Source organism: Mesorhizobium captivum (assembly GCF_033977165.1).
GTDB lineage: Bacteria > Pseudomonadota > Alphaproteobacteria > Rhizobiales > Rhizobiaceae > Mesorhizobium > Mesorhizobium captivum.
Map to the genome: position 1 here is coordinate 16697 of NZ_JAVIJB010000017.1, position 17735 is coordinate 34431.

Annotated in this window: 13 protein-coding genes; 7 read left to right on the forward strand and 6 right to left on the reverse strand. The window is 60.9% G+C overall.

The annotated features are described in order from the left end of the window. The first annotated feature begins 226 nt into the window (after window positions 1–226). The 5 genes from RFM40_RS16085 (at window position 227) to RFM40_RS16105 (ending at window position 7655) form a co-directional block, all read left to right on the forward strand. On the forward strand, window positions 227–1753 hold the full coding sequence (locus RFM40_RS16085; RefSeq protein ID WP_320249877.1) for a Wadjet anti-phage system protein JetA family protein: 1527 nt from the start codon (window positions 227–229) through the stop codon (window positions 1751–1753). Beyond that, a complete protein-coding gene (locus tag RFM40_RS16090) occupies window positions 1743–2393 on the forward strand; it encodes a DUF4194 domain-containing protein (RefSeq protein ID WP_320249878.1) in 651 nt (216 codons plus the stop codon). The genes RFM40_RS16085 and RFM40_RS16090 overlap by 11 nt, the downstream gene beginning before the upstream one ends. After that, complete coding sequence (locus RFM40_RS16095; RefSeq protein ID WP_320249880.1) at window positions 2390–5854, forward strand: SbcC/MukB-like Walker B domain-containing protein; 3465 nt, start codon at window positions 2390–2392, stop codon at window positions 5852–5854. Before RFM40_RS16090 ends, RFM40_RS16095 begins: the two co-directional genes overlap by 4 nt. Next, window positions 5851–7032, forward strand: coding sequence for a Wadjet anti-phage system protein JetD domain-containing protein (locus RFM40_RS16100; protein WP_320249881.1), 1182 nt, complete (start codon window positions 5851–5853; stop codon window positions 7030–7032). Before RFM40_RS16095 ends, RFM40_RS16100 begins: the two co-directional genes overlap by 4 nt. 368 nt (window positions 7033–7400) lie before the next feature. Then, window positions 7401–7655: a helix-turn-helix transcriptional regulator gene (locus RFM40_RS16105; protein ID WP_083354661.1), complete on the forward strand. Its 255-nt coding sequence runs from the start codon at window positions 7401–7403 to the stop codon at window positions 7653–7655. Here the strand turns inward: RFM40_RS16105 and RFM40_RS16110 are convergent. From RFM40_RS16110 to RFM40_RS16130, 5 genes are all read right to left on the reverse strand, one after another. Then, window positions 7636–8889 carry a tyrosine-type recombinase/integrase gene (locus RFM40_RS16110; protein WP_320249882.1) on the reverse strand — a complete coding sequence of 418 codons (1254 nt, stop codon included), beginning with the start codon at window positions 8887–8889 and terminating at the stop codon, window positions 7636–7638. The two genes, RFM40_RS16105 and RFM40_RS16110, sit on opposite strands and share 20 nt — an antisense overlap. Window positions 8890–9205: 316 nt before the next feature. Next, window positions 9206–10762, reverse strand: a complete 1557-nt coding sequence (guaA, locus tag RFM40_RS16115; RefSeq protein ID WP_320226462.1) for a glutamine-hydrolyzing GMP synthase — start codon at window positions 10760–10762, stop codon at window positions 9206–9208. A gap of 72 nt (window positions 10763–10834) precedes the next feature. After that, window positions 10835–11473 carry a 5'-methylthioadenosine/S-adenosylhomocysteine nucleosidase gene (locus RFM40_RS16120; protein WP_320226461.1) on the reverse strand — a complete coding sequence of 213 codons (639 nt, stop codon included), beginning with the start codon at window positions 11471–11473 and terminating at the stop codon, window positions 10835–10837. Between the two features lie 3 nt (window positions 11474–11476). Then, window positions 11477–11935 (reverse strand): PaaI family thioesterase, encoded by a 459-nt coding sequence (locus tag RFM40_RS16125; RefSeq protein ID WP_320226460.1) that lies wholly within the window; start codon window positions 11933–11935, stop codon window positions 11477–11479. A gap of 94 nt (window positions 11936–12029) precedes the next feature. Then, the gene (locus RFM40_RS16130; RefSeq protein ID WP_320226459.1) at window positions 12030–13319 is read right to left on the reverse strand and encodes an RsmB/NOP family class I SAM-dependent RNA methyltransferase; all 1290 of its coding nucleotides are present in this window, start codon (window positions 13317–13319) and stop codon (window positions 12030–12032) included. Window positions 13320–13657: 338 nt separating this feature from the next. Here RFM40_RS16130 and RFM40_RS16135 point away from each other — a divergent pair, with 338 nt between their 5' ends. Continuing rightward, a complete protein-coding gene (locus tag RFM40_RS16135; protein ID WP_126101894.1) occupies window positions 13658–14335 on the forward strand; it encodes an MIP family channel protein in 678 nt (225 codons plus the stop codon). 67 nt (window positions 14336–14402) lie between these two features. Here RFM40_RS16135 and katG read toward each other — a convergent pair whose 3' ends face one another. After that, window positions 14403–16616 carry a catalase/peroxidase HPI gene (gene katG, locus RFM40_RS16140; protein WP_320226458.1) on the reverse strand — a complete coding sequence of 738 codons (2214 nt, stop codon included), beginning with the start codon at window positions 16614–16616 and terminating at the stop codon, window positions 14403–14405. Window positions 16617–16756: 140 nt separating this feature from the next. On the opposite strand from katG, the gene RFM40_RS16145 reads away from it, so the two are divergent. Then, window positions 16757–17665, forward strand: a complete 909-nt coding sequence (locus RFM40_RS16145) for a hydrogen peroxide-inducible genes activator (RefSeq protein ID WP_320219975.1) — start codon at window positions 16757–16759, stop codon at window positions 17663–17665. Window positions 17666–17735: the final 70 nt, after the last annotated feature.

The window sequence follows — 17735 nt, forward strand, 5'->3', positions numbered from 1 at the left end:
TCGCTCGCCACCCCGAGGCTCGGTTGCTGTGGCCGGAGTTCGCGCTGGGTTCTGTGGGTTCCGACGGACTCCTCAGCTCACTTGAGACGACAATTGGCGGCCCGGTAAGTAAAGATGTTGCTTCGAAAACCGTCAAATATTGTTCTTTACGTGCCTTTCTCGGGTTGTTTGACTCACTAAGCAGTGGCATAAAAATGACCGGGCAGCTTGGGGGTAAACGCCACAAATGGCACTTTTTCGTTATCTTAATGATGACGCGTTTCTGATCTTTTCGCGCAAATTCCGGTTCCTCTATGAGGCGGCGTTACTAGATACCTACGAGCGATTCTTCTCTCGTGGAGCATCCTTCCCTACCCCTCAGGAAGTTGTCCACGCAATCTACGATCTCATCAAGCGAAAGCCTGAGCTTCTTGCCGAGGGCGACGATGTTGGTGAAGGCCTTCCCGACCTGGTGTCAAAGCGCCGTCGGCGTCTGAAGTTCGCAGGGGAGGCGAACGAGGCTGCGGAAACAGCGTTGCGGGTCGCGAGCGTTGCTTACCAAAAACTCATCCAGACCGGTTGGCTCGAAGAGGAAGAATTTGGCCTGAGGGTGACCGTAGATATGCCCATGGGGGCAAGCTTGGTCATGCAGCTCCTGTCCAGCCTGAAATCCGACGTGAGCCAGCGCTTTGGTGGGATTGTCGTCAATGTGAAACAAAGTTTGGAACTGGCGGCGAGACTCCAGCCGGACTCGTCAGGAAAGGACGCAGTGGATGCTGCATATGCTGTGGTGCAAGCGCGAGAACATTCCACCGCCTTTCTCAAGACGCTTAGGGCCATCCTCTCCGATCTGAGGCGAATCCGCCGGACCATTATGGAATCGCGGAGCATGCGTGAGAGAGTAGACGCTTACTTTCAGGAATTCATCGGCGAGTTGGTCCTGAAGGACTTCCAAGCCATTCACACCTTCAATCATCCCTTTAGATTCAAAGATCACATCCTTGATTTGGCTCGCGCGATCTCTGTCGATCCCGAAATCATGAATACGATCGCCGGGGGCTACATCGAGAGCGGGATGGCTGACATCCTCGATAACGGGCTTAGAACCGCAGAGAGCGACCTCCTGTCGATTCAGGAAGTCTTTGATGGCATCGGCGAGATGTTCGATCGGATCGCCATCTTTCGCAGGCAGCTTGAACAGCGACTTCGCAACACGGTCAAATACGCGGAACAAGGGAGCAGTGGCATTTCAAGCCGGGCTGCATCGCTCATTCATCGGCTCCACAAGGTGATGGATCAGCGCCCCGCTCTTTCTGAGTTCGCTTGGGTACCCCTCCCGGTCGAACCGACGCGTACGCCTTGGTCGGAAAGGCATCTCGCGCAACCGCGGCAACCACGTAAGGCGCTGGAGTCAATGGCGGTCCCACCCAAAGTGGTGGATCCATTGCTGGCGCTGCGTAAGAAACTCAAGAAGCAATACTTGGAACGAATCATTCCAGACGAAAGACAACTACTGCGATGGCTGCGTGACCAAGTTCCGTTCGCAGTAACGAAAGAGGCGCGCTTCTTGGAGATAGCAAACGTGGATTCCTTCATTGCATTCGATGTGATCCGACGGTTCACGAAACCCGGCGACCTGCCGGCTTATATCGCGGCCGAGTTTGAGATCACGAATGACGCTGAAGGACCGGAGCACGATAGCGATTGGCTGAGGTGCGGTAACTTCCTCATCCGGAGAAGGGCTGTCGCGGCTGGAGGCGTCGATGCTGACTGAGTTCGAAGAGCTAGAATCCCGGTATGGCTCGGACAAGGGTGCCGATCTCAGAAAAGCTTGCCGATACCTCCTCCGTCATCAATTCGTTTATTCGGGAGATCGGGGTGTGGCGACCGTCTATGATGTAATTATGGATAGTCGCTTCAGAAGAGTGATCGACAATTTCTTTGATTGTATCGGCTACCGCGTCCACCGCGAGCAAGACGAACAATGGGCGGGGATCGTGCTGGAGGACGAGGAGATGTCGTCAACCCCAAAAATGAAGGCTGACGAAACTATCGTGCTTCTGGTGGCAGCTGCTCATTGGCAGGACGAAGCGAACCAGGGCAACGTGGAAGAACGTGCGACGGTCTTGACCACATTTAACGTCCTCTATGAGAAATACAGGGAAATGGCTGAAAGGGGCACAAAGATGCTTGTGTCCCAGTCCAGGTTCCAAGACATTCTTGAGGATCTTGCTGCGCGTAACCTGATCTGGCTCGGAGAGTTCGATCGTGTCCTTCAGGATCGGGAGGTGGTGGTTCGGCCGATAATCAAGCTTGTTTCCGGATCCGACGCGTTGAGGCGCATTGAGGAGCAGGTTGCGCTAGAAGACTATGAGCCCCGCCAGCTCGGTCCCGTCGAGGAAAAAGTGCAATGATGGAACTCGTGCATCTCACGCTGGTGAATTGGCATTCATTCACTGTCGAAGATATTCCGGTTGGCGGCCACGTCGGTTTCCTTGGCGAAAACGCGTCGGGCAAATCAACAATCCTGGACATGATCCAGGTGGTGCTCACCGGCGCCAGCGGACGCTACATGAACCTAAACCCAGTCGCTGGTGAGAGTCGTCGCAGAAGCGGTCCGAGGCGCACGGTACAGGGGTACTGCCTCGGTGCCCGTGGAGAGGGCGATTTTCGGCGCGAAGCCTGCCTTACCTACGTGGCGATTAGTTTTCGCGACGCCGATGGAGTGAAGCCCGACTTGACGATAGGCCTCGCCATGGAGGCAAGGAAGACACAACCAGCCGAGACCGTACTTGGCCGTTTCGTCGTCCGCGGCAAAGTATTGACTACGGCCGATTTCCTGCGCGAGCGGGAAGGACGGCAAGAATTCGCGCAATGGGAGGACGTAAGACAAGCACTGGAGAGGGAATGCGGTGGCGGCTTCGTAAACCATCGCGACAGCGCCACGGACCACATCCGGGAATATATGCGTGACTTGGTTCCACGATCGGCACCGACTTCCGGAAACGCCGCCGCGCTTGCAAAGGCGATTGTGAACGGCATGACGCTCAATCAGGGCCTGTCCGCAACTGACTTCGTCAGGAACTATATCCTCGAGGAGTCTCCGATGAGGATCGGTGAACTGCGAGAGTCACTGAAGACTTACCGGCAAGTCAACCAGACCATCAAGAACATGCGGGAGCGTGCGAAGCGCCTGAAAGTGGTCAAGGCGCGAGCGGAAGATTTTAGAAACTCCCTCAACGAACACGTCGAGGAGGATTGGATCAGTCGCAAGGCGAGGTACCTCGCGGCCTCGGCGGCGATGCGGGCACTCGAAGAAGAGGTCAAGGAAGCCGAGGCATCTCTTCTGGCAGAGAGCGAGGAAATCAACGATCTGAACAGTTCGATCACCGAAGCGACCCAGGATGTGCACCGCATCATCAAGCAGATCGAAGCGATCAAAGCCAAGGTGGGCATCGACGATCTTACGAAGATGGCCGAAAGTCATTCCTTTTCCGCCGCAGATTGCCTCAAACGGGTCTCTGAAAGAGTGAAGCACATGCAGCGGATCGCAGCCGCGGCCGAAGCACTCGGAAAGGGTGATGTAAGCTCCCGCGAATTGGCTGCTCACGCCTCCGCGGTGGCCGAGGCGGTCAAGCGCGGGAACACGGAAGCCACCACAGTGATCGAACAAGCGTTCCTGGCTTCGCTCCCCGTCATCGCCGAGAGAATTGGCAGGGCGCGCAGCGAGGCGGAAGCCGCTTGGCATACCAAGAATGAGGAGGTCGACAAGCTGTCTCGATCTATCGAGGCGGCCGCTTCCGGTTCACGGGATTCTCACCTCGGCGACCATACCCGAGAGTTGATGAGGCTCCTTCGCATGGCCGGGATGGTTCCGAGAGCGCTTTGCGACATCATAGACCTTACCGACAAGGACTGGGGACAAGCGGCTGAAGGTCTTCTCGGTCGAGATAGGGAAGCGATCTTCGTCGATCGCGACCATATCCACATGGCGACGACGATCCTGAGAGAAAACAGGCGGGATCTACGCCAGGCTTCCCTGGTCAGCCTAAACAAGCTCGAGCGATACAAAGATCCTGTCGAGTCAGGTTGGTTCCCTTCGCTTTTCAGGTCCGATGACAAAGACGCAGTCGCCTTCCTGCAGCGCAGATATGGCAATGTGCGACTGGCCCGCACCATGGAGGAGTTTAACCAACCCGGCCGTGCCCTCATGGCTGATGGCCTTTATGATGATGGACTATTACGAGGGACCCGCCTGGAGGAAGCCGACCGCCTCAAGATCGGTAGGGCGGCGCAGGAGCAACTTTTCCTGGAGCAGAAAAGGCGGTTGGAAGTGCTGCAGGAAGAAATCGAAACCCTATCCCAGCGCAGGCGCATCCTTTCCGAGGTTGACCGCTCCGCCGCTTTCGTAGCTTCGCCTGCGGACAGTGAGACAGTTGCACGCCTGCTTGAAAGAGCACAAGCGCAGGAGAGGCTGGCAGGAGAGGCTCGATCCAGGCTGGAGGCGGTCGATCAAGGCGACCTGAAACGCCTATATGAGCTTGAGGAGAAGAAGAAGGTTCAGCAGGCCTATGTCCAGGCCAGAAATGTCGAGCTCAACTCAATCCAGAAGAGGCAGGGCGCTTACCAGAAACAAGCTGAAACCGCGAGAAAGACGCTCACGGGCCTTACCAACCAAGAGGGTTCGCGCCATTCGCGGAATCTCGCCCGCCGCATGTTCCAACACAACTGGCGCTTGACGGCCCCACTCCCGGCCAACCGCAGGTACCGGGAGAGGATCGCCGGTAAACAAATCCCAACTGATCCATCCGCCCGTTACGAAGCACTAGCCGCGATCCATCGTGCGATTGGGCAGCGCGCGGAGGATCGCTCCAAACAGGCAAAAGACAGAATGATGGAGGCCGACAGGAATGTGCGGGCCGCCATGAGGAGCTATTTTGACATCGCTCCCATAAGCTCGGAGGTCGGAGCTGAAAGCGACATCCTGAAGGATATACTGCCCTGGGTGGAGGCCACGCTTCGCGATATCGAAGAGAACGAGCTCACGCGGCATGAAGCACTGGCAGCTGAAGCTTCCGAGCGAGTCTCGTCTATCTTTCGCGGCGAGTTCGTCAACTCTCTCCACTCACGCATCTCCAAACTGAAGAGAGATATCGACTCGCTGAACTATAGCCTCCGTAATCACACATTCCATGGCGAGCGATATTCGTTCAGCAGGACGCAAGTGGCTCAGTTCGCGCCGATCTTGAAAGCGGTCGAGATTTACGTGACTTCAGAGGATGCGCTAGATCTTCTGTTCAAGGGCGAGATACCCGATGGCTCCCCCCACAAACCCGTGCTCGACGAGGTGAAGCGCATCCTGGAGGATCCCGATACAGACTTCGACAGCTTTGAGGATTATCGGAGCTTTTTCGTTTTCGAGATTCACATGGAGAATCTCGATACCGGGCATAAGACACGGTGGGAAACTCGCCGCGGCACGGGCTCTGGCGCCGAGCAACAAGTCCCGCTCTATGTGGCCATCGGTGCCTCGCTGGCCTCCGTTTATGGGACCGCCGAAGGAAGATCGGGATCGCAACTTGGAATGGCACTCGCCGTCTTCGATGAAGCCTTTGCCAAGTTGGACGGCAAGAACCAGCGGCAGATGATGAGTTTCTATGAGAGTCTTGGCCTGCAGGTGATCGTCGCTGCACCACCAGAACGGAGGCCTTCTTTGCTTGGCTACATGCATGCCATCGTCGAAGTGGATAATATTGGCAACGGACAATCGGAAACGACAGTAGTTCAGGTGAAGGAAAAAGCTCGCAAGGAGCTGCAGCGGATCAATCCCGAACTTATGGATGAGGAAGCGCTGCGTAGGATGGCAGCCGAGTGAAATTCACCGATCCGATTGCGCTTCTTTCCCATCTGCTGGATAGGCACGAGGACGGCCGAACAGGCGCACGTGCTTATCCTGACAACGGCGCTTTTTCGAATATCGTGGAGGCTGACCGTTTTCGGAAGAAGTTGGAAGAGGCAAGCCGGGCGGGTGCAATCGAGCTTCGAATGGAGATGGGGCGCCGGCGAGCCGGCGAAATCAAGTTCGTGCGCATCGCCGACGTGGCGAGGCTCTACTGTTTCGTCGAACGAATACCTTCCAGCGAGCGCTCGGCGTCAGCGCTCGAGGATCTATTTCGTCGGACCGAGCTGTCTGCCCCGTTCGCTGAGCATGCGCGGGAAGCTGCTCAAGCCTGGTCCAGAAATCGGCGGTGGACGGGCATTGCTCCCGGCGACATAGATTCGCTTGAGCGAGCGCTACTCCTCGCGCAAGCGATATACAGACGGCAACATTTAGGACTGGACTATCGCACTTTCTCCAGAAGGGCCGTTTCCGATAGCAAAGCATTGGAACGGCTGGAGGCAGCCGTCGCAAAGGTCCTTCGAGGTGTTGGCGCGGACATCCCGGAGGGCGCCACGCCCCGGGAAGCACTCGGTGCACTTGGGCTGGAAAAGGTGCCTCCTCCCCTCCTCCTTTCAGGACCGATCACTTTTGGAGCATCCCAACCTGGCGTATCCTTCCTCGGCGTCCCCGCAGATGCCATCAGCACCGTCGGCTTCAGCCGCACGCCGGAATACGTCCTCGTAGTAGAGAACTACACGAGCTTCGTCAGGCACGTGACTGAGGCAGATCCGGACCGCCGAGGACTTGTCATCTACGGCGGCGGCTATCCGTCGACGGGAGTTCAGAAGGCATTCGGCTTGATCGCCGGTCGCATTCCCGACGCCGTACCCTTTTACCACTGGTCTGACATCGATCCCGATGGCATCTGGATCTTCCTGACAGTTGAGAGAGCATTCGGCCGCAGGCTACTCCCGCACCTCATGACCGTCGACTTGGCCGAAAAGCACGGTAGTAAACCAGATCAAACGGCAAGCAGAGTAGCCAAGGCTGAAGGATCGGTCCTCTTTGATTTGATCGCGTACCTTGCAAAGCCTGATGCAAAACACTTAGAGCAGGAAGAACTCGATCCTATTATCCCACGCCTACACCAGAGCGAGTGGCGAGCCTCGTGATGCAAACCAATTTTTGTCCTCGCCCAGTTGATCGGCATAGCTGGCGAAGGCGCTCCGCTTCCAAAACTGACCATTGCGCGGGGCGTCCGAAGACCTGAACGGGCAGATGAACTGGCGGTACTGGTTTGCTGGTGCGGTCGAGACATATCTACAAACTGTAAGGCGTTTCGCTAGCGGGGATATCAGGTCGTAATTGAAGGCTATACGAGACTTCGGATATTTGCGTGACTGTTGACCGACAACCAACCCTTCGGGTGTCGCAAATGGTCAAACAGCAACAGTCTTCTGAGTTCGACAAACCGGAGGATACCACAAATCGCCAGCAGGGCCTGCTTCCGACTCTGCCCCACATTGCGACGAGTAGGGTAATGCGAACCATACGCCGGCCGCAGCTGAGAGAGATCGTTCCGCTGTCCGACACGACAATCTATGAGATGGAGCAACGCGGCGAATTCCCGCGCCGCTTCAATCTCAGCCCGCGCTGTGTTGTCTGGGACTTGGAAGAAGTCGAAGCTTGGATCGAAGAGCGGCGGAACGCGTCAAATGCGGGAAAAAGCGAGAGCCGGCCAGCTCCCAACGTAAGACTACGAAAGACCCGACCGGTCAAATCGGATCGAGAGTAATCGCTGCTCCTGTAGGCGGCTGAAGTGCAGGCGTATGCTTCCTGCCTGCCGTCCACGAGTCCACCATATCAGCCCACTCCTGCAGCATATGACGACGCTGCAACTCATATTCAGCCCTGTTGTAGACACCGCGCGATGAGCGGCCGTCTTCGTGGGCAAGACATTTTTCAATCCAGTCGCGATTGAACCCGATTTCGTTCAAAAGTGTAGACCCGGTGCGCCGGAGATCGTGCACCGTGAAAGGCGCAAGTGGAAGATCTTGCTTCCTTGCCCGCTCGACAATCGCTGCAGTTACGCGATTGAAGGTCGCGCGTGATATGGTTTCATCGGCATCGTAGCGAGACGGCAGCACATACCGCGAATTAGCCGCGCAAGTTTTAAGCGCTATCATGATGTCGAGTGATTGCCGTGACAGGTACACATTATGCGGCTTCTTCCGCTTCATGCGTTCTTTTGGGATATTCCAGACGGCGTTCTCGAAATCGACCTCGTCCCACGTTGCGTCGAGCAGTTCACCCTTGCGGACCATCGTGAGCAAGATAAGCTTTAGGCCAAGCCGAATGGTCGGCAGCGTTGGCACATTCTCCAACTCTTTCAGCATGATCCGGATCTCTGCGGGCGATAGTGCCCTATCTTTCGCCTCGAACGTGGCTATCGAGGCCGGCCCCACTTCGTCCGCAGGATTGCTAATCTTTTTGCCATGCAGAATGGCGTGACCATAGATCTGCTTAACGATATCCCGGATATGAATGGCTGTGGCAGGCGCACCGCGGTCCTTCACCCTCACGCAGAGTGCCCGCAGGTCGTCAGATGTGATCTCGGTTAGGAGCCTTTTCTGCCAAATCGGCAAAATGTCTCGATCGAAAATCGCTTTCCGCATCGAACGGGTGCTCTCCGCCATCTTTGCGTCCTTGAACCAGCGTCTACTTGCATCGCCGAACGTCGCCGTGGCTGACAGGCGATGCTTTTCGCGCTGCTTTTCCTGCGCGGGAGACTTTCCGGCTGCCACCATCTTCCGCGCTGCGATGCAGCGGTCGCGCGCCTCCGCCAGCGTGATACCTCCCTCACCGTAGCGGCCCAGCGTCAGAGTCTCCCGCCGGCCGTTCATCCGGTAGTCATACCGAAATGCAATCTGCCCCGTTGGAGAAACCGTCGCGTACATACCGTCGCGATCGGAAACCTTGTACATTTTCTCCTTTGGTTTCAGCTTCTTAAGTGCAATGTCGGTTAACATGGCTCCACAAAAAATTGGGAAAAACAAATCGAGCTAACGTCAATTTTACCGTCAATGATTTTACCGTCAACCTTTGAAGGTAATCCTTGTATTTCAAACGGTTGGTGGGAAAAATTAGGATGACCTAGAAATCGGCGCCATGACGGTATTGGGCGGCAAGAGGGAGGACAGAAAAGAGCGTACCGTCAGATTTACCGTCAGATGCTTCCGCTTAGGGGTGATAGTTGGCGATAGACCCGGAAGGAAAAATTAATTTACTTCAGAGGTTTACGGAGCTTTCCTAGATAGCCACCGAAAGCCAGAGAACGATGCCGCCTCATTCCCACTCGATAGTTCCGGGCGGCTTCGACGTTACGTCGTAGACGACGCGGTTGATGCCTTTCACCTCGTTGATGATGCGCGTGGCGGCGGCGCCGAGGAAGTTCATGTCGTAGTGGTAGAAGTCGGCCGTCATGCCGTCGACGGAGGTCACGGCGCGCAGCGCGCAGACGAATTCGTAGGTGCGGCCGTCGCCCATCACGCCCACGGTCTGTACCGGAAGCAGCACGGCGAAGGCTTGCCAGATGGCGTCGTAGAGGCCGGCCTTGCGGATCTCGTCGAGATAGATGGCGTCGGCCTGGCGCAGGATCTCCAGCTTCTCGCGGGTGATGCCGCCCGGGCAGCGTATGGCAAGGCCAGGACCTGGGAACGGATGGCGGCCGATGAAGCTTTCGGGCAGGCCGAGCTCCTTGCCGAGCGCCCTCACCTCGTCCTTGAACAATTCGCGCAGCGGCTCGACCAGCTTCATGTTCATGCGCTCGGGCAAGCCGCCGACATTGTGGTGCGACTTGATCGTCACCGACGGGCCGCCCGAGAAGGAGACGCTTTCGATGACATCCGGGTATAGCGTGCCCTGTGCCAGGAAGTCGGCGCCGCCGAGCTTCTTCGCCTCCTCCTCGAACACCTCGATGAACAGCCGGCCGATGGTCTTGCGCTTCGTTTCCGGATCGGCCTCGCCTTCGAGCGCCGAGATGAACCGGTCGGAGGCGTCGACCAGGATTAGCGGCAGGTTGTAGTGCTGGCGGAACATCTCCACCACGCTTTGCGCCTCGTCCTTGCGCATCAGGCCGTGGTCGACGAGGATGCAGGTCAGCTGATCGCCGACCGCCTCGTGGATCAACAGAGCTGCGACCGAGGAGTCGACGCCGCCCGACAGCGCGCAGATCACCTTGCCCTTGCCCACCTGCTTGCGGATCGCCTCGACCGCCTGCTCGCGATAGGCTGCCATGGTCCAGCCACTGGCGAGACCGGCGATGTGGTGGACGAAGTTGCTGAGCAGCTTCGCGCCATCCGGAGTGTGGACGACTTCGGGATGGAATTGCAGCGCGTAGAACTTGCGCGCCTCGTCGGCAATCGCGGCAAAGGGCGCGCCGGTGGAGGTGCCGACGATCTTGAAGCCGGCGGGAATGGCGGTGACCCGGTCGCCATGGCTCATCCAGACCTGGTGACGCGTTCCCCTGGCCCAGACGCCGTCGAACAGCGCGCAGTCGTCCTCGATCTCCAGGAAGGCCCGGCCGAACTCACGATGATGGCCGGCTTCGACCTTGCCGCCGAGCTGGGCGCACATGGTCTGCTCGCCATAGCAGATGCCGAGCACCGGAATGCCGGCGGAAAACACTTCGTCGGGAGCGCGGGGCGAACCGATGTCGACGGTCGAGTGCGGGCTGCCCGACAGGATGACGGCCTTCGGCCGGATGCGGCGGAAGCCCTCGGCCGCGGACTGGTACGGCACGATTTCGCAGTAGACCCCGGCTTCGCGCACGCGCCGCGCGATCAGCTGCGTGACCTGGCTGCCGAAGTCGATGATGAGAACGGTGTCGGGATGTGTCGTCATGGAGGGCCTTTAAAGAAAGAACCGATTCGGCGCAATGGCTGCGCGCTGCGGCCTTCGGTCCCTTTCAAGGCCTTAGGTAAGGCGAATCGCGGCCGATGCAATCGCCTGCTCGAGGAGACCTACAGCCGCCGCCAGCTTCTCGTCGATGACGTGCAGATATTCCGTCCAGTCGCCGACATGCCTGAGATCGGCGGCGCCATCGGAAATGCCGCGCAGGCCGATCAGCGGCACGCCGAAGAGCTGGCAGGCGCGCAGGCAGGCGAAGGTCTCCATGTCGACCATGTCGGCGTCGATCGCGTCATAGGCGATGCCGGTGACGATCGCGCCGCCGGTCGAGAGCGTGGCGCTCTTGATGCCCGGGATGACGAACGGCAGCGGCGCCGTAACCGGCAAGTCGAGGAAGGGCGTGGCGCCCTTCTCGAAACCGAGCGGCGAAGCGTCCATGTCGCGATAGCTCACCGACACAGCCTGGTAGATTTCGGTCTGCTCAAGCGTGCGGCTTCCCGCGGAGCCGAGCGAGACGACGAGGTCCGGCAGCGCGCCCCCCGCCTTCAGCGCCGCAAGCTCGGCACCAAGCCGCACGGCGGCCTCGACCGGACCGACCCCGGTCATCAGCGGCGTGAACAGTTCCTTGAGATGCGGGCCGTATTCGGCCTCCGCCGCCATGACGAAGAGAACGGATTTTTCCCCTATCCGCGCAGCGCTCGCCATGAGTCACCCTTCTATCCCATCGCGGCCGACCACCGTCATCATCGTGCCGGTCATGGTGGCGATAAGCTTGGCCTCGCCGTCGACGGCAAAGGCGTAGGCCTGGCCGTCGGCAACGATGATGGTGCGGCCGGGCTTTGTCACCGAGCCGCGGAACAGGAAGCGCTCGCCCCTGCCCGGCGCCAGCAGATTGACCTTGAATTCGATGGTCAGCACGCCGGAATTTTCCGGCATCAGCGAGAAGGCGGCATAACCGCAGGCCGAGTCCAGCGCGGTCGAGATGACGCCGGCATGCAGGAAGCCGTGCTGCTGGGTGAGCGAAGGCGCATAGGGCATCTCGATCTCGATGATGCCGGGCGTGACCAGCGTCAGTTCCGCGCCGATGGTGGCCATGGCTTTCTGGCGGGCAAAGGAAGCCCTGACACGATCCTCGTAGTCGGGAGCGGGTACGATTTTAGCTGCCATGGCCTTCGCCTCACTTTTGCTGGCGAAGCTTATTGCAGAGGCAGGCAGGACAGGCAATGTCTTATGTTGCAGCGCAGCAAAATGCCCGCTGCCCTCAGGGGGCCTTGCGCAGGGCGTGGAAATAGAAGCCGTCGGTGCCGCTGAGCGCCGGCGACAGCGAGATACCGCCGGCGCCGGCAATGCGCGCGGCGCCGTCATGGCCGGGGAAATGGCTGTCCCACAGCCGGCGATGGTCGATCGGCGCAAAATCCGCGTGGCGCGACCGGAAAGCCTGGACCTGCTCGCCGTTTTCGGCATCGAACACCGAACAGGTGATGTAGACGAGCAGTCCGCCGGGTTTCACGAAGGCCTGCGCCGTGTCGAGGATCGCCGTTTGCTCACCCTTGCGGGCGTCGAGCTGCCTGTCGGTCAACCGCCATTTGGCGTCGGGCCGCCGCCGCCAGGTGCCGCTGCCGGTGCAGGGTGCGTCGATCAGCACGACGTCCATATGCGCGGTGAGCGGCGCGAGTTCCGCAGGCTTGCTGACGATCTGGACATTGCGGCTGTGCGCGCGGCGGATGCGCTCGAAGATTGGCGCCAGCCGCACCTTTTCCGCGTCATGGGCGAACACCTGGCCTGTATTGCCCATCTCGGCCGAAAGCGCCAGCGTCTTGCCCCCGGCGCCGGCGCAATAATCGAGCACCTGCATGCCGGGCGCGGCACCGGCAAGTGCCGCGGCAAGCTGCGAGCCCTCGTCCTGCACCTCGAACCAGCCCTTCTGGAAGGCGGGCTCGGCCTGCACGTTCGGATGCCGGCCGTCGCCGTCGATCGGCGGGATGCGAATGCCGTGCGGCGTGATCGCGGCAGGCGCCGCGCCCGTGCCCTCGAGTTCCGCCAGCACCTTGCCGCGGTCGGCCTGGAGCGCATTGACCCTGAGATCCAGCGGCGGGCGCATCGCGAGGGCCGCCCCTTCCCCGACCCAGGCATCGCCATAGGCCTGCTCCAGCAGCGGCGCGCACCAGTCGGGCACGTCCGCGCGCACGGCATCGGGCGCATCGGCGAGCCGGCGCCCCGCGACCGCCTTCAATTCGGCGGCGCTGAGCAGCGGCGGCGCGAACTTGTCGCCGTCGAGCGCCTCGTTCAGCGACTGCGCCGTCTGGCCCCATTCGAGCAGCAGCGCGCCGAAGCCGATGGCGCGCGGCGTGTCTTCGCCGAAAAGCCAACCGGCCGAGCGCTTGCGGCGCAGCGCGTCGTAGACGATGTTGCCGATCGCCGCCCTGTCGCCGCCGCCGGCAAAGCGGTGCGACAGGCCCCAGTCGCGCAAGGCATCGGCCACCGGCCGGTGGCGCCGGCTAATGTCTTCCAGAACTTCGATGGCCGCCGCCAGCCTTCCGCCCAGTCGCATCCTGTCTACCTGCAAATTGTTTTCCGGCCCGCTCTTAAAGCGTTTCCGGCCAGGAATGAAACAGTTCTGTTGCGGCCATCGCGCCGAACCTTGCCGAGGGCAGCGACCGCCGGTGCCGGAAAGTCAGGCCTTCGACATGAAAAAATCCCGATCGACAAGAAGGCCCGGAACAATTCCATCAGTACATGAACGGCCTCTAATGCAATTAACTGGCGCGCACAAGCAATCAGCGTGGCTTAACCGCTCTGCTTTCCAAGCTTTCCGGGTGGGAATACTCTTTCGCTTGTGATTCGCGGCGCGGGAAACGCGGTTTGGCGGATTCCAATAAGGAGAGGGCAATGAAGACTTATCTGGCAGAAGTTCTAGGCACGTTTTTGTTGGTGTTCATCGGCACGGCCTCCGTGGTCACGGGCGGTTTCGGCGGCGCGCTGCCGCTCGGCCAGGAAGGCATCGGCCTGGCGTTCGGCATCGGCCTGATCGCCGCGGCCTATGCGATCGGCCCGATCTCGGGCGCGCATCTCAATCCGGCGGTGACGCTCGGCGTGTTCCTTGCGGGACGGATGCCGGCCAAGGATGTCGTTCCTTACTGGATCGCGCAGATCATCGGCGCCATCATCGCTTCGCTTGCGCTGTGGATCATCGTCACCGGCCAGGCCGGCGGCCACACCGGCGGCTTCGGCGCCAATGGCTGGGACGAGGCGAAATGGGGCATGAGCTCTGCCTTCCTGTGGGAGCTGATCGGCACCTTCACCTTCGTCACCGTCATCCTCGGCGTCACCAACGCCAAGCACACGACGGCCTTTGCCGGCCTGGTCATCGGCCTGACGCTGGCGGCAATTCACTTCGCCATGATCCCGGTCACCGGCACCTCGGTCAATCCGGCGCGCTCGATCGGCCCGGCGCTGTTTTCGGGTGGCGCTGCGCTCGGCCAGCTCTGGCTGTTCATCGTCGCGCCGCTGATCGGCGGGGCGATCGCCGGCGTCGTCGCCAAGGCGGGCATCTTCGAGAAAGATTGATCCTCGCGCGGTTGAATCAAAAGGCGCGGGGCAGGCCCCGCGCCTTTTACTTGGGAGGATGAGACCCTTACTTCGAGGCGACCTCGAAGCGATCAAGGTTCATCACCTTGATCCACGCCTTGACGAAGTCCTTGACGAACTTCGCCTTGGCGTCGGCAGAGCCGTAAACTTCTGAGAAAGCACGCAGCTGCGCGTGCGAGCCGAAGATCAGGTCGGCGCGGGTGCCGGTCCACTTGACCGCCTTGGTCTTGCGGTCGCGCGCCTCATAGACCTCATCCGAGCCCGGCTCGGAGCCCGCAGCCGGATCCCAGACCGTCGCCATCGAGAGCAGGTTGACGAAGAAGTCGTTGGTCAGCGTGCCGGGCTTGTCGGTGAAGACGCCGTGCTTCGAGCCGCCGGCATTGGCGCCGAGCACGCGCAGGCCACCGACCAGCACGGTCATCTCCGGCGCCGTCAGCGTCAACAGCTGCGCCCGGTCGACCATCATCGCCTCGACCGACATCGGCAGCTTGCCGCCGACGTAGTTGCGGAAGCCGTCGGCTCTCGGCTCGAGCGCCGCGAAGGACTCGACATCGGTCTGCTCCTGCGAAGCGTCCATGCGGCCGGGCGTGAACGGGACCTTCACCTCGTGGCCACCGTCCTTCGCGGCCTTCTCGACCGCGGCGACGCCGCCGAGCACGATGAGGTCGGCCAGCGAGACCTTCTTGCCGCCGGCCTCAGCAGCATTGAATTCCTTCTGGACGGCTTCGAGCTTCGCCAGCACCTTGGCGAGCTGTGCCGGCTGGTTGACGTCCCAATCCTTCTGCGGGGCAAGACGGATGCGGCCGCCATTGGCGCCGCCACGCTTGTCGGAGCCGCGGAAGGTTGAGGCCGACGCCCAGGCGGTCGAGACCAGCTCGGATACCGCGAGGCCGGACGCCAGGATCTTCGCCTTCAGCGCGGCGATGTCCTGGTCGCTCACCAGCTCATGGTCGATCGCCGGGATCGGATCCTGCCAGATCAGCTCTTCCTTGGGCACGAGCGGGCCGAGATAGCGCACGACCGGGCCCATGTCGCGATGGGTGAGCTTGAACCAGGCCCGGGCGAAGGCGTCGGCGAACTGGTCCGGGTGCTGGTGGAAGCGCCGCGAGATCTTCTCGTAGGCCGGGTCGAAACGCAGCGACAAGTCGGTGGTGAGCATGGCCGGCGCATGGCGCTTCGACGCATTGTGCGCGTCCGGCACCGTGCCCGCGCCGGCGCCGCCCTTCGGCGTCCACTGATTGGCGCCCGCCGGGCTCTTCGTCAGCTCCCATTCGTAATTGAAGAGGTTGTCGAAGAAGTTGTTGCTCCATTTGGTTGGCGTCGTGGTCCAGGTGACCTCGAGGCCAGACGTGATGGCGTCGCCGGCAATGCCGGTGGCATGCTTGCTCGACCAGCCGAGGCCCTGCGCCTCGATGCCGGCACCTTCCGGCTCCGCGCCCACCAGCGCGGCATCGCCGGCGCCATGGGTTTTGCCGAAGGTGTGGCCGCCGGCAATCAGCGCCACGGTCTCTTCGTCGTTCATGGCCATGCGGCGGAAGGTTTCGCGGATGTCGCGCGCCGCGGCGACCGGGTCCGGCTTGCCGTTCGGCCCTTCCGGGTTGACGTAGATCAGGCCCATCTGCACGGCGCCGAGATGGCCCTGCAGCTCACGGTCGCCGGAATAGCGCTGGTCATCCAGCCACTTGGTTTCGGAGCCCCAGTCGACGTCCTGCTCCGGCTCCCAAACGTCGGCGCGGCCGCCGGCGAAGCCGAAGGTCTTGAAGCCCATCGATTCCAGCGCGACGTTGCCGGCCAGGATCATCAGGTCGGCCCAGGAAATCTTGCGGCCATATTTCTGCTTGACCGGCCAGAGCAGCCGGCGGGCCTTGTCGAGGTTGGCGTTGTCCGGCCAGCTGTTGAGCGGCGCGAAGCGCTGCTGACCGGCGCCGGCGCCGCCACGCCCGTCGCCGATGCGGTAGGTGCCGGCGCTGTGCCAGGCCATGCGGATGAAGAGCGGCCCGTAATGGCCGAAGTCGGCCGGCCACCAGTCCTGCGAATCCGTCATCACATGGGTGAGGTCCTTGACCACCGCGTCGAGGTCGAGACTCTGGAATTCCTTGGCGTAGTCGAAGTCCTCGCCCATCGGGTCCGAGAGGTTCGACTGCTGGTGGAGAACGCCGAGGTCGAGCTGGTTCGGCCACCAGTCGCGGTTGGTCCGGCCGGCGGATCCATGCGCCACGGGGCATTTGCCAGCGCTGTTGTCGTCGGTTTTCGCGTCCATCTTACTCTCCGATTTTGCCGAGTTTTGAATTGAGTTTCCGGGGCGGCCAGCGGCCGCGCCAATCTGGAACGATTCCAGACTAGGGCGGCTTGCCGATAAAGACAAATTGCCTTTCCTGTTTTTTCCGATAGGATTTCCTTATGATAGGTCTCACCGTCAGGCAGATGCTTTATTTCGACGCGCTGGCGCAGATGCTGCATTTCGGCCGCGCCGCGAAGCTTGCCGGCGTCAGCCAGCCGGCGCTCTCCGCGCAGATCGCCGAGATGGAAGAACGGCTGAACTGCCTCCTGTTCGAGCGCGGCGGCAAGACCGTGCGGATGACCGACGAGGCGCTTGTCCTCCAGCCGCGCATCGAGCGCATTCTGGCCGACATACGTGACGTCGAGACGACTGCCCGGCGCGGCCGTCCAGCGATGGAGGGGCGCTTCCGGCTGGGCATCATCCCGACGGTTGCGCCCTATCTCCTGCCGCGCGTCCTGCCGGAACTGAAGCGGCACTTCCCGGCCCTGCAGCTCGAGCTGCGCGAGGCGGTGACCGCCTCGCTGGTCGAGGACAATGTCTCGGGCAAGCTCGACGCTTTCATCGCCGCCTTGCCGCTCGACCATCCAGGGCTCGTCACCGAGGAGCTTTTCCCGGACCGCTTCTTCCTTGCGGTGCCCGCCGGCGATCCGGCTTTCGCCTCGCCGCCTGTGCCGCCGGAAAGTCCGGCGTTGGAGCGGCTGATGCTGCTCGAGGAAGGCCACTGCCTGCGCGAGCAGGCTTTAGCCGTCTGTGGCAATGTGCGGCCGGTGGCCATGGCAAGCTATGGCGCGACCAGCCTGACCACGTTGCTGCAGATGGTGGCGCACGGACTGGGCGTGACGCTGGTGCCGGAGATGGCGGCAAGTGCTGCCGGCGTCATGCCGGACTTGAGGATCGTGCCGTTCCAGGAACCGATGCCGCAGCGCATGATCTGCCTCGCCTGGCGGAAGAACAAGGTGCGCCAGGACGAATGCGTGGAACTGGCGAAGATCATCCGCGGGCTGGATCAGGCAGTGCTGGCGGCTTGAGGTGCCGGGCGAAGCCGGTTCTTCAGCGAGACGATGTGGCCCCGGTGCAAGCCTCAACCGGTTGAACCCG

Coding starts and splice junctions, on each gene's coding strand:
- RFM40_RS16105 (WP_083354661.1), top strand. CDS start 7,401: ATGCGAACCATACGCCGGCCGCAGCTGAGAGAGATCGTTCCGCTGTCC.
- RFM40_RS16110 (WP_320249882.1), bottom strand. CDS start 8,889: ATGTTAACCGACATTGCACTTAAGAAGCTGAAACCAAAGGAGAAAATG.
- RFM40_RS16125 (WP_320226460.1), bottom strand. CDS start 11,935: ATGGCAGCTAAAATCGTACCCGCTCCCGACTACGAGGATCGTGTCAGG.
- RFM40_RS16095 (WP_320249880.1), top strand. CDS start 2,390: ATGATGGAACTCGTGCATCTCACGCTGGTGAATTGGCATTCATTCACT.
- RFM40_RS16085 (WP_320249877.1), top strand. CDS start 227: ATGGCACTTTTTCGTTATCTTAATGATGACGCGTTTCTGATCTTTTCG.
- RFM40_RS16135 (WP_126101894.1), top strand. CDS start 13,658: ATGAAGACTTATCTGGCAGAAGTTCTAGGCACGTTTTTGTTGGTGTTC.
- katG (WP_320226458.1), bottom strand. CDS start 16,616: ATGGACGCGAAAACCGACGACAACAGCGCTGGCAAATGCCCCGTGGCG.
- RFM40_RS16130 (WP_320226459.1), bottom strand. CDS start 13,319: ATGCGACTGGGCGGAAGGCTGGCGGCGGCCATCGAAGTTCTGGAAGAC.
- RFM40_RS16145 (WP_320219975.1), top strand. CDS start 16,757: ATGATAGGTCTCACCGTCAGGCAGATGCTTTATTTCGACGCGCTGGCG.
- RFM40_RS16090 (WP_320249878.1), top strand. CDS start 1,743: ATGCTGACTGAGTTCGAAGAGCTAGAATCCCGGTATGGCTCGGACAAG.
- RFM40_RS16120 (WP_320226461.1), bottom strand. CDS start 11,473: ATGGCGAGCGCTGCGCGGATAGGGGAAAAATCCGTTCTCTTCGTCATG.
- guaA (WP_320226462.1), bottom strand. CDS start 10,762: ATGACGACACATCCCGACACCGTTCTCATCATCGACTTCGGCAGCCAG.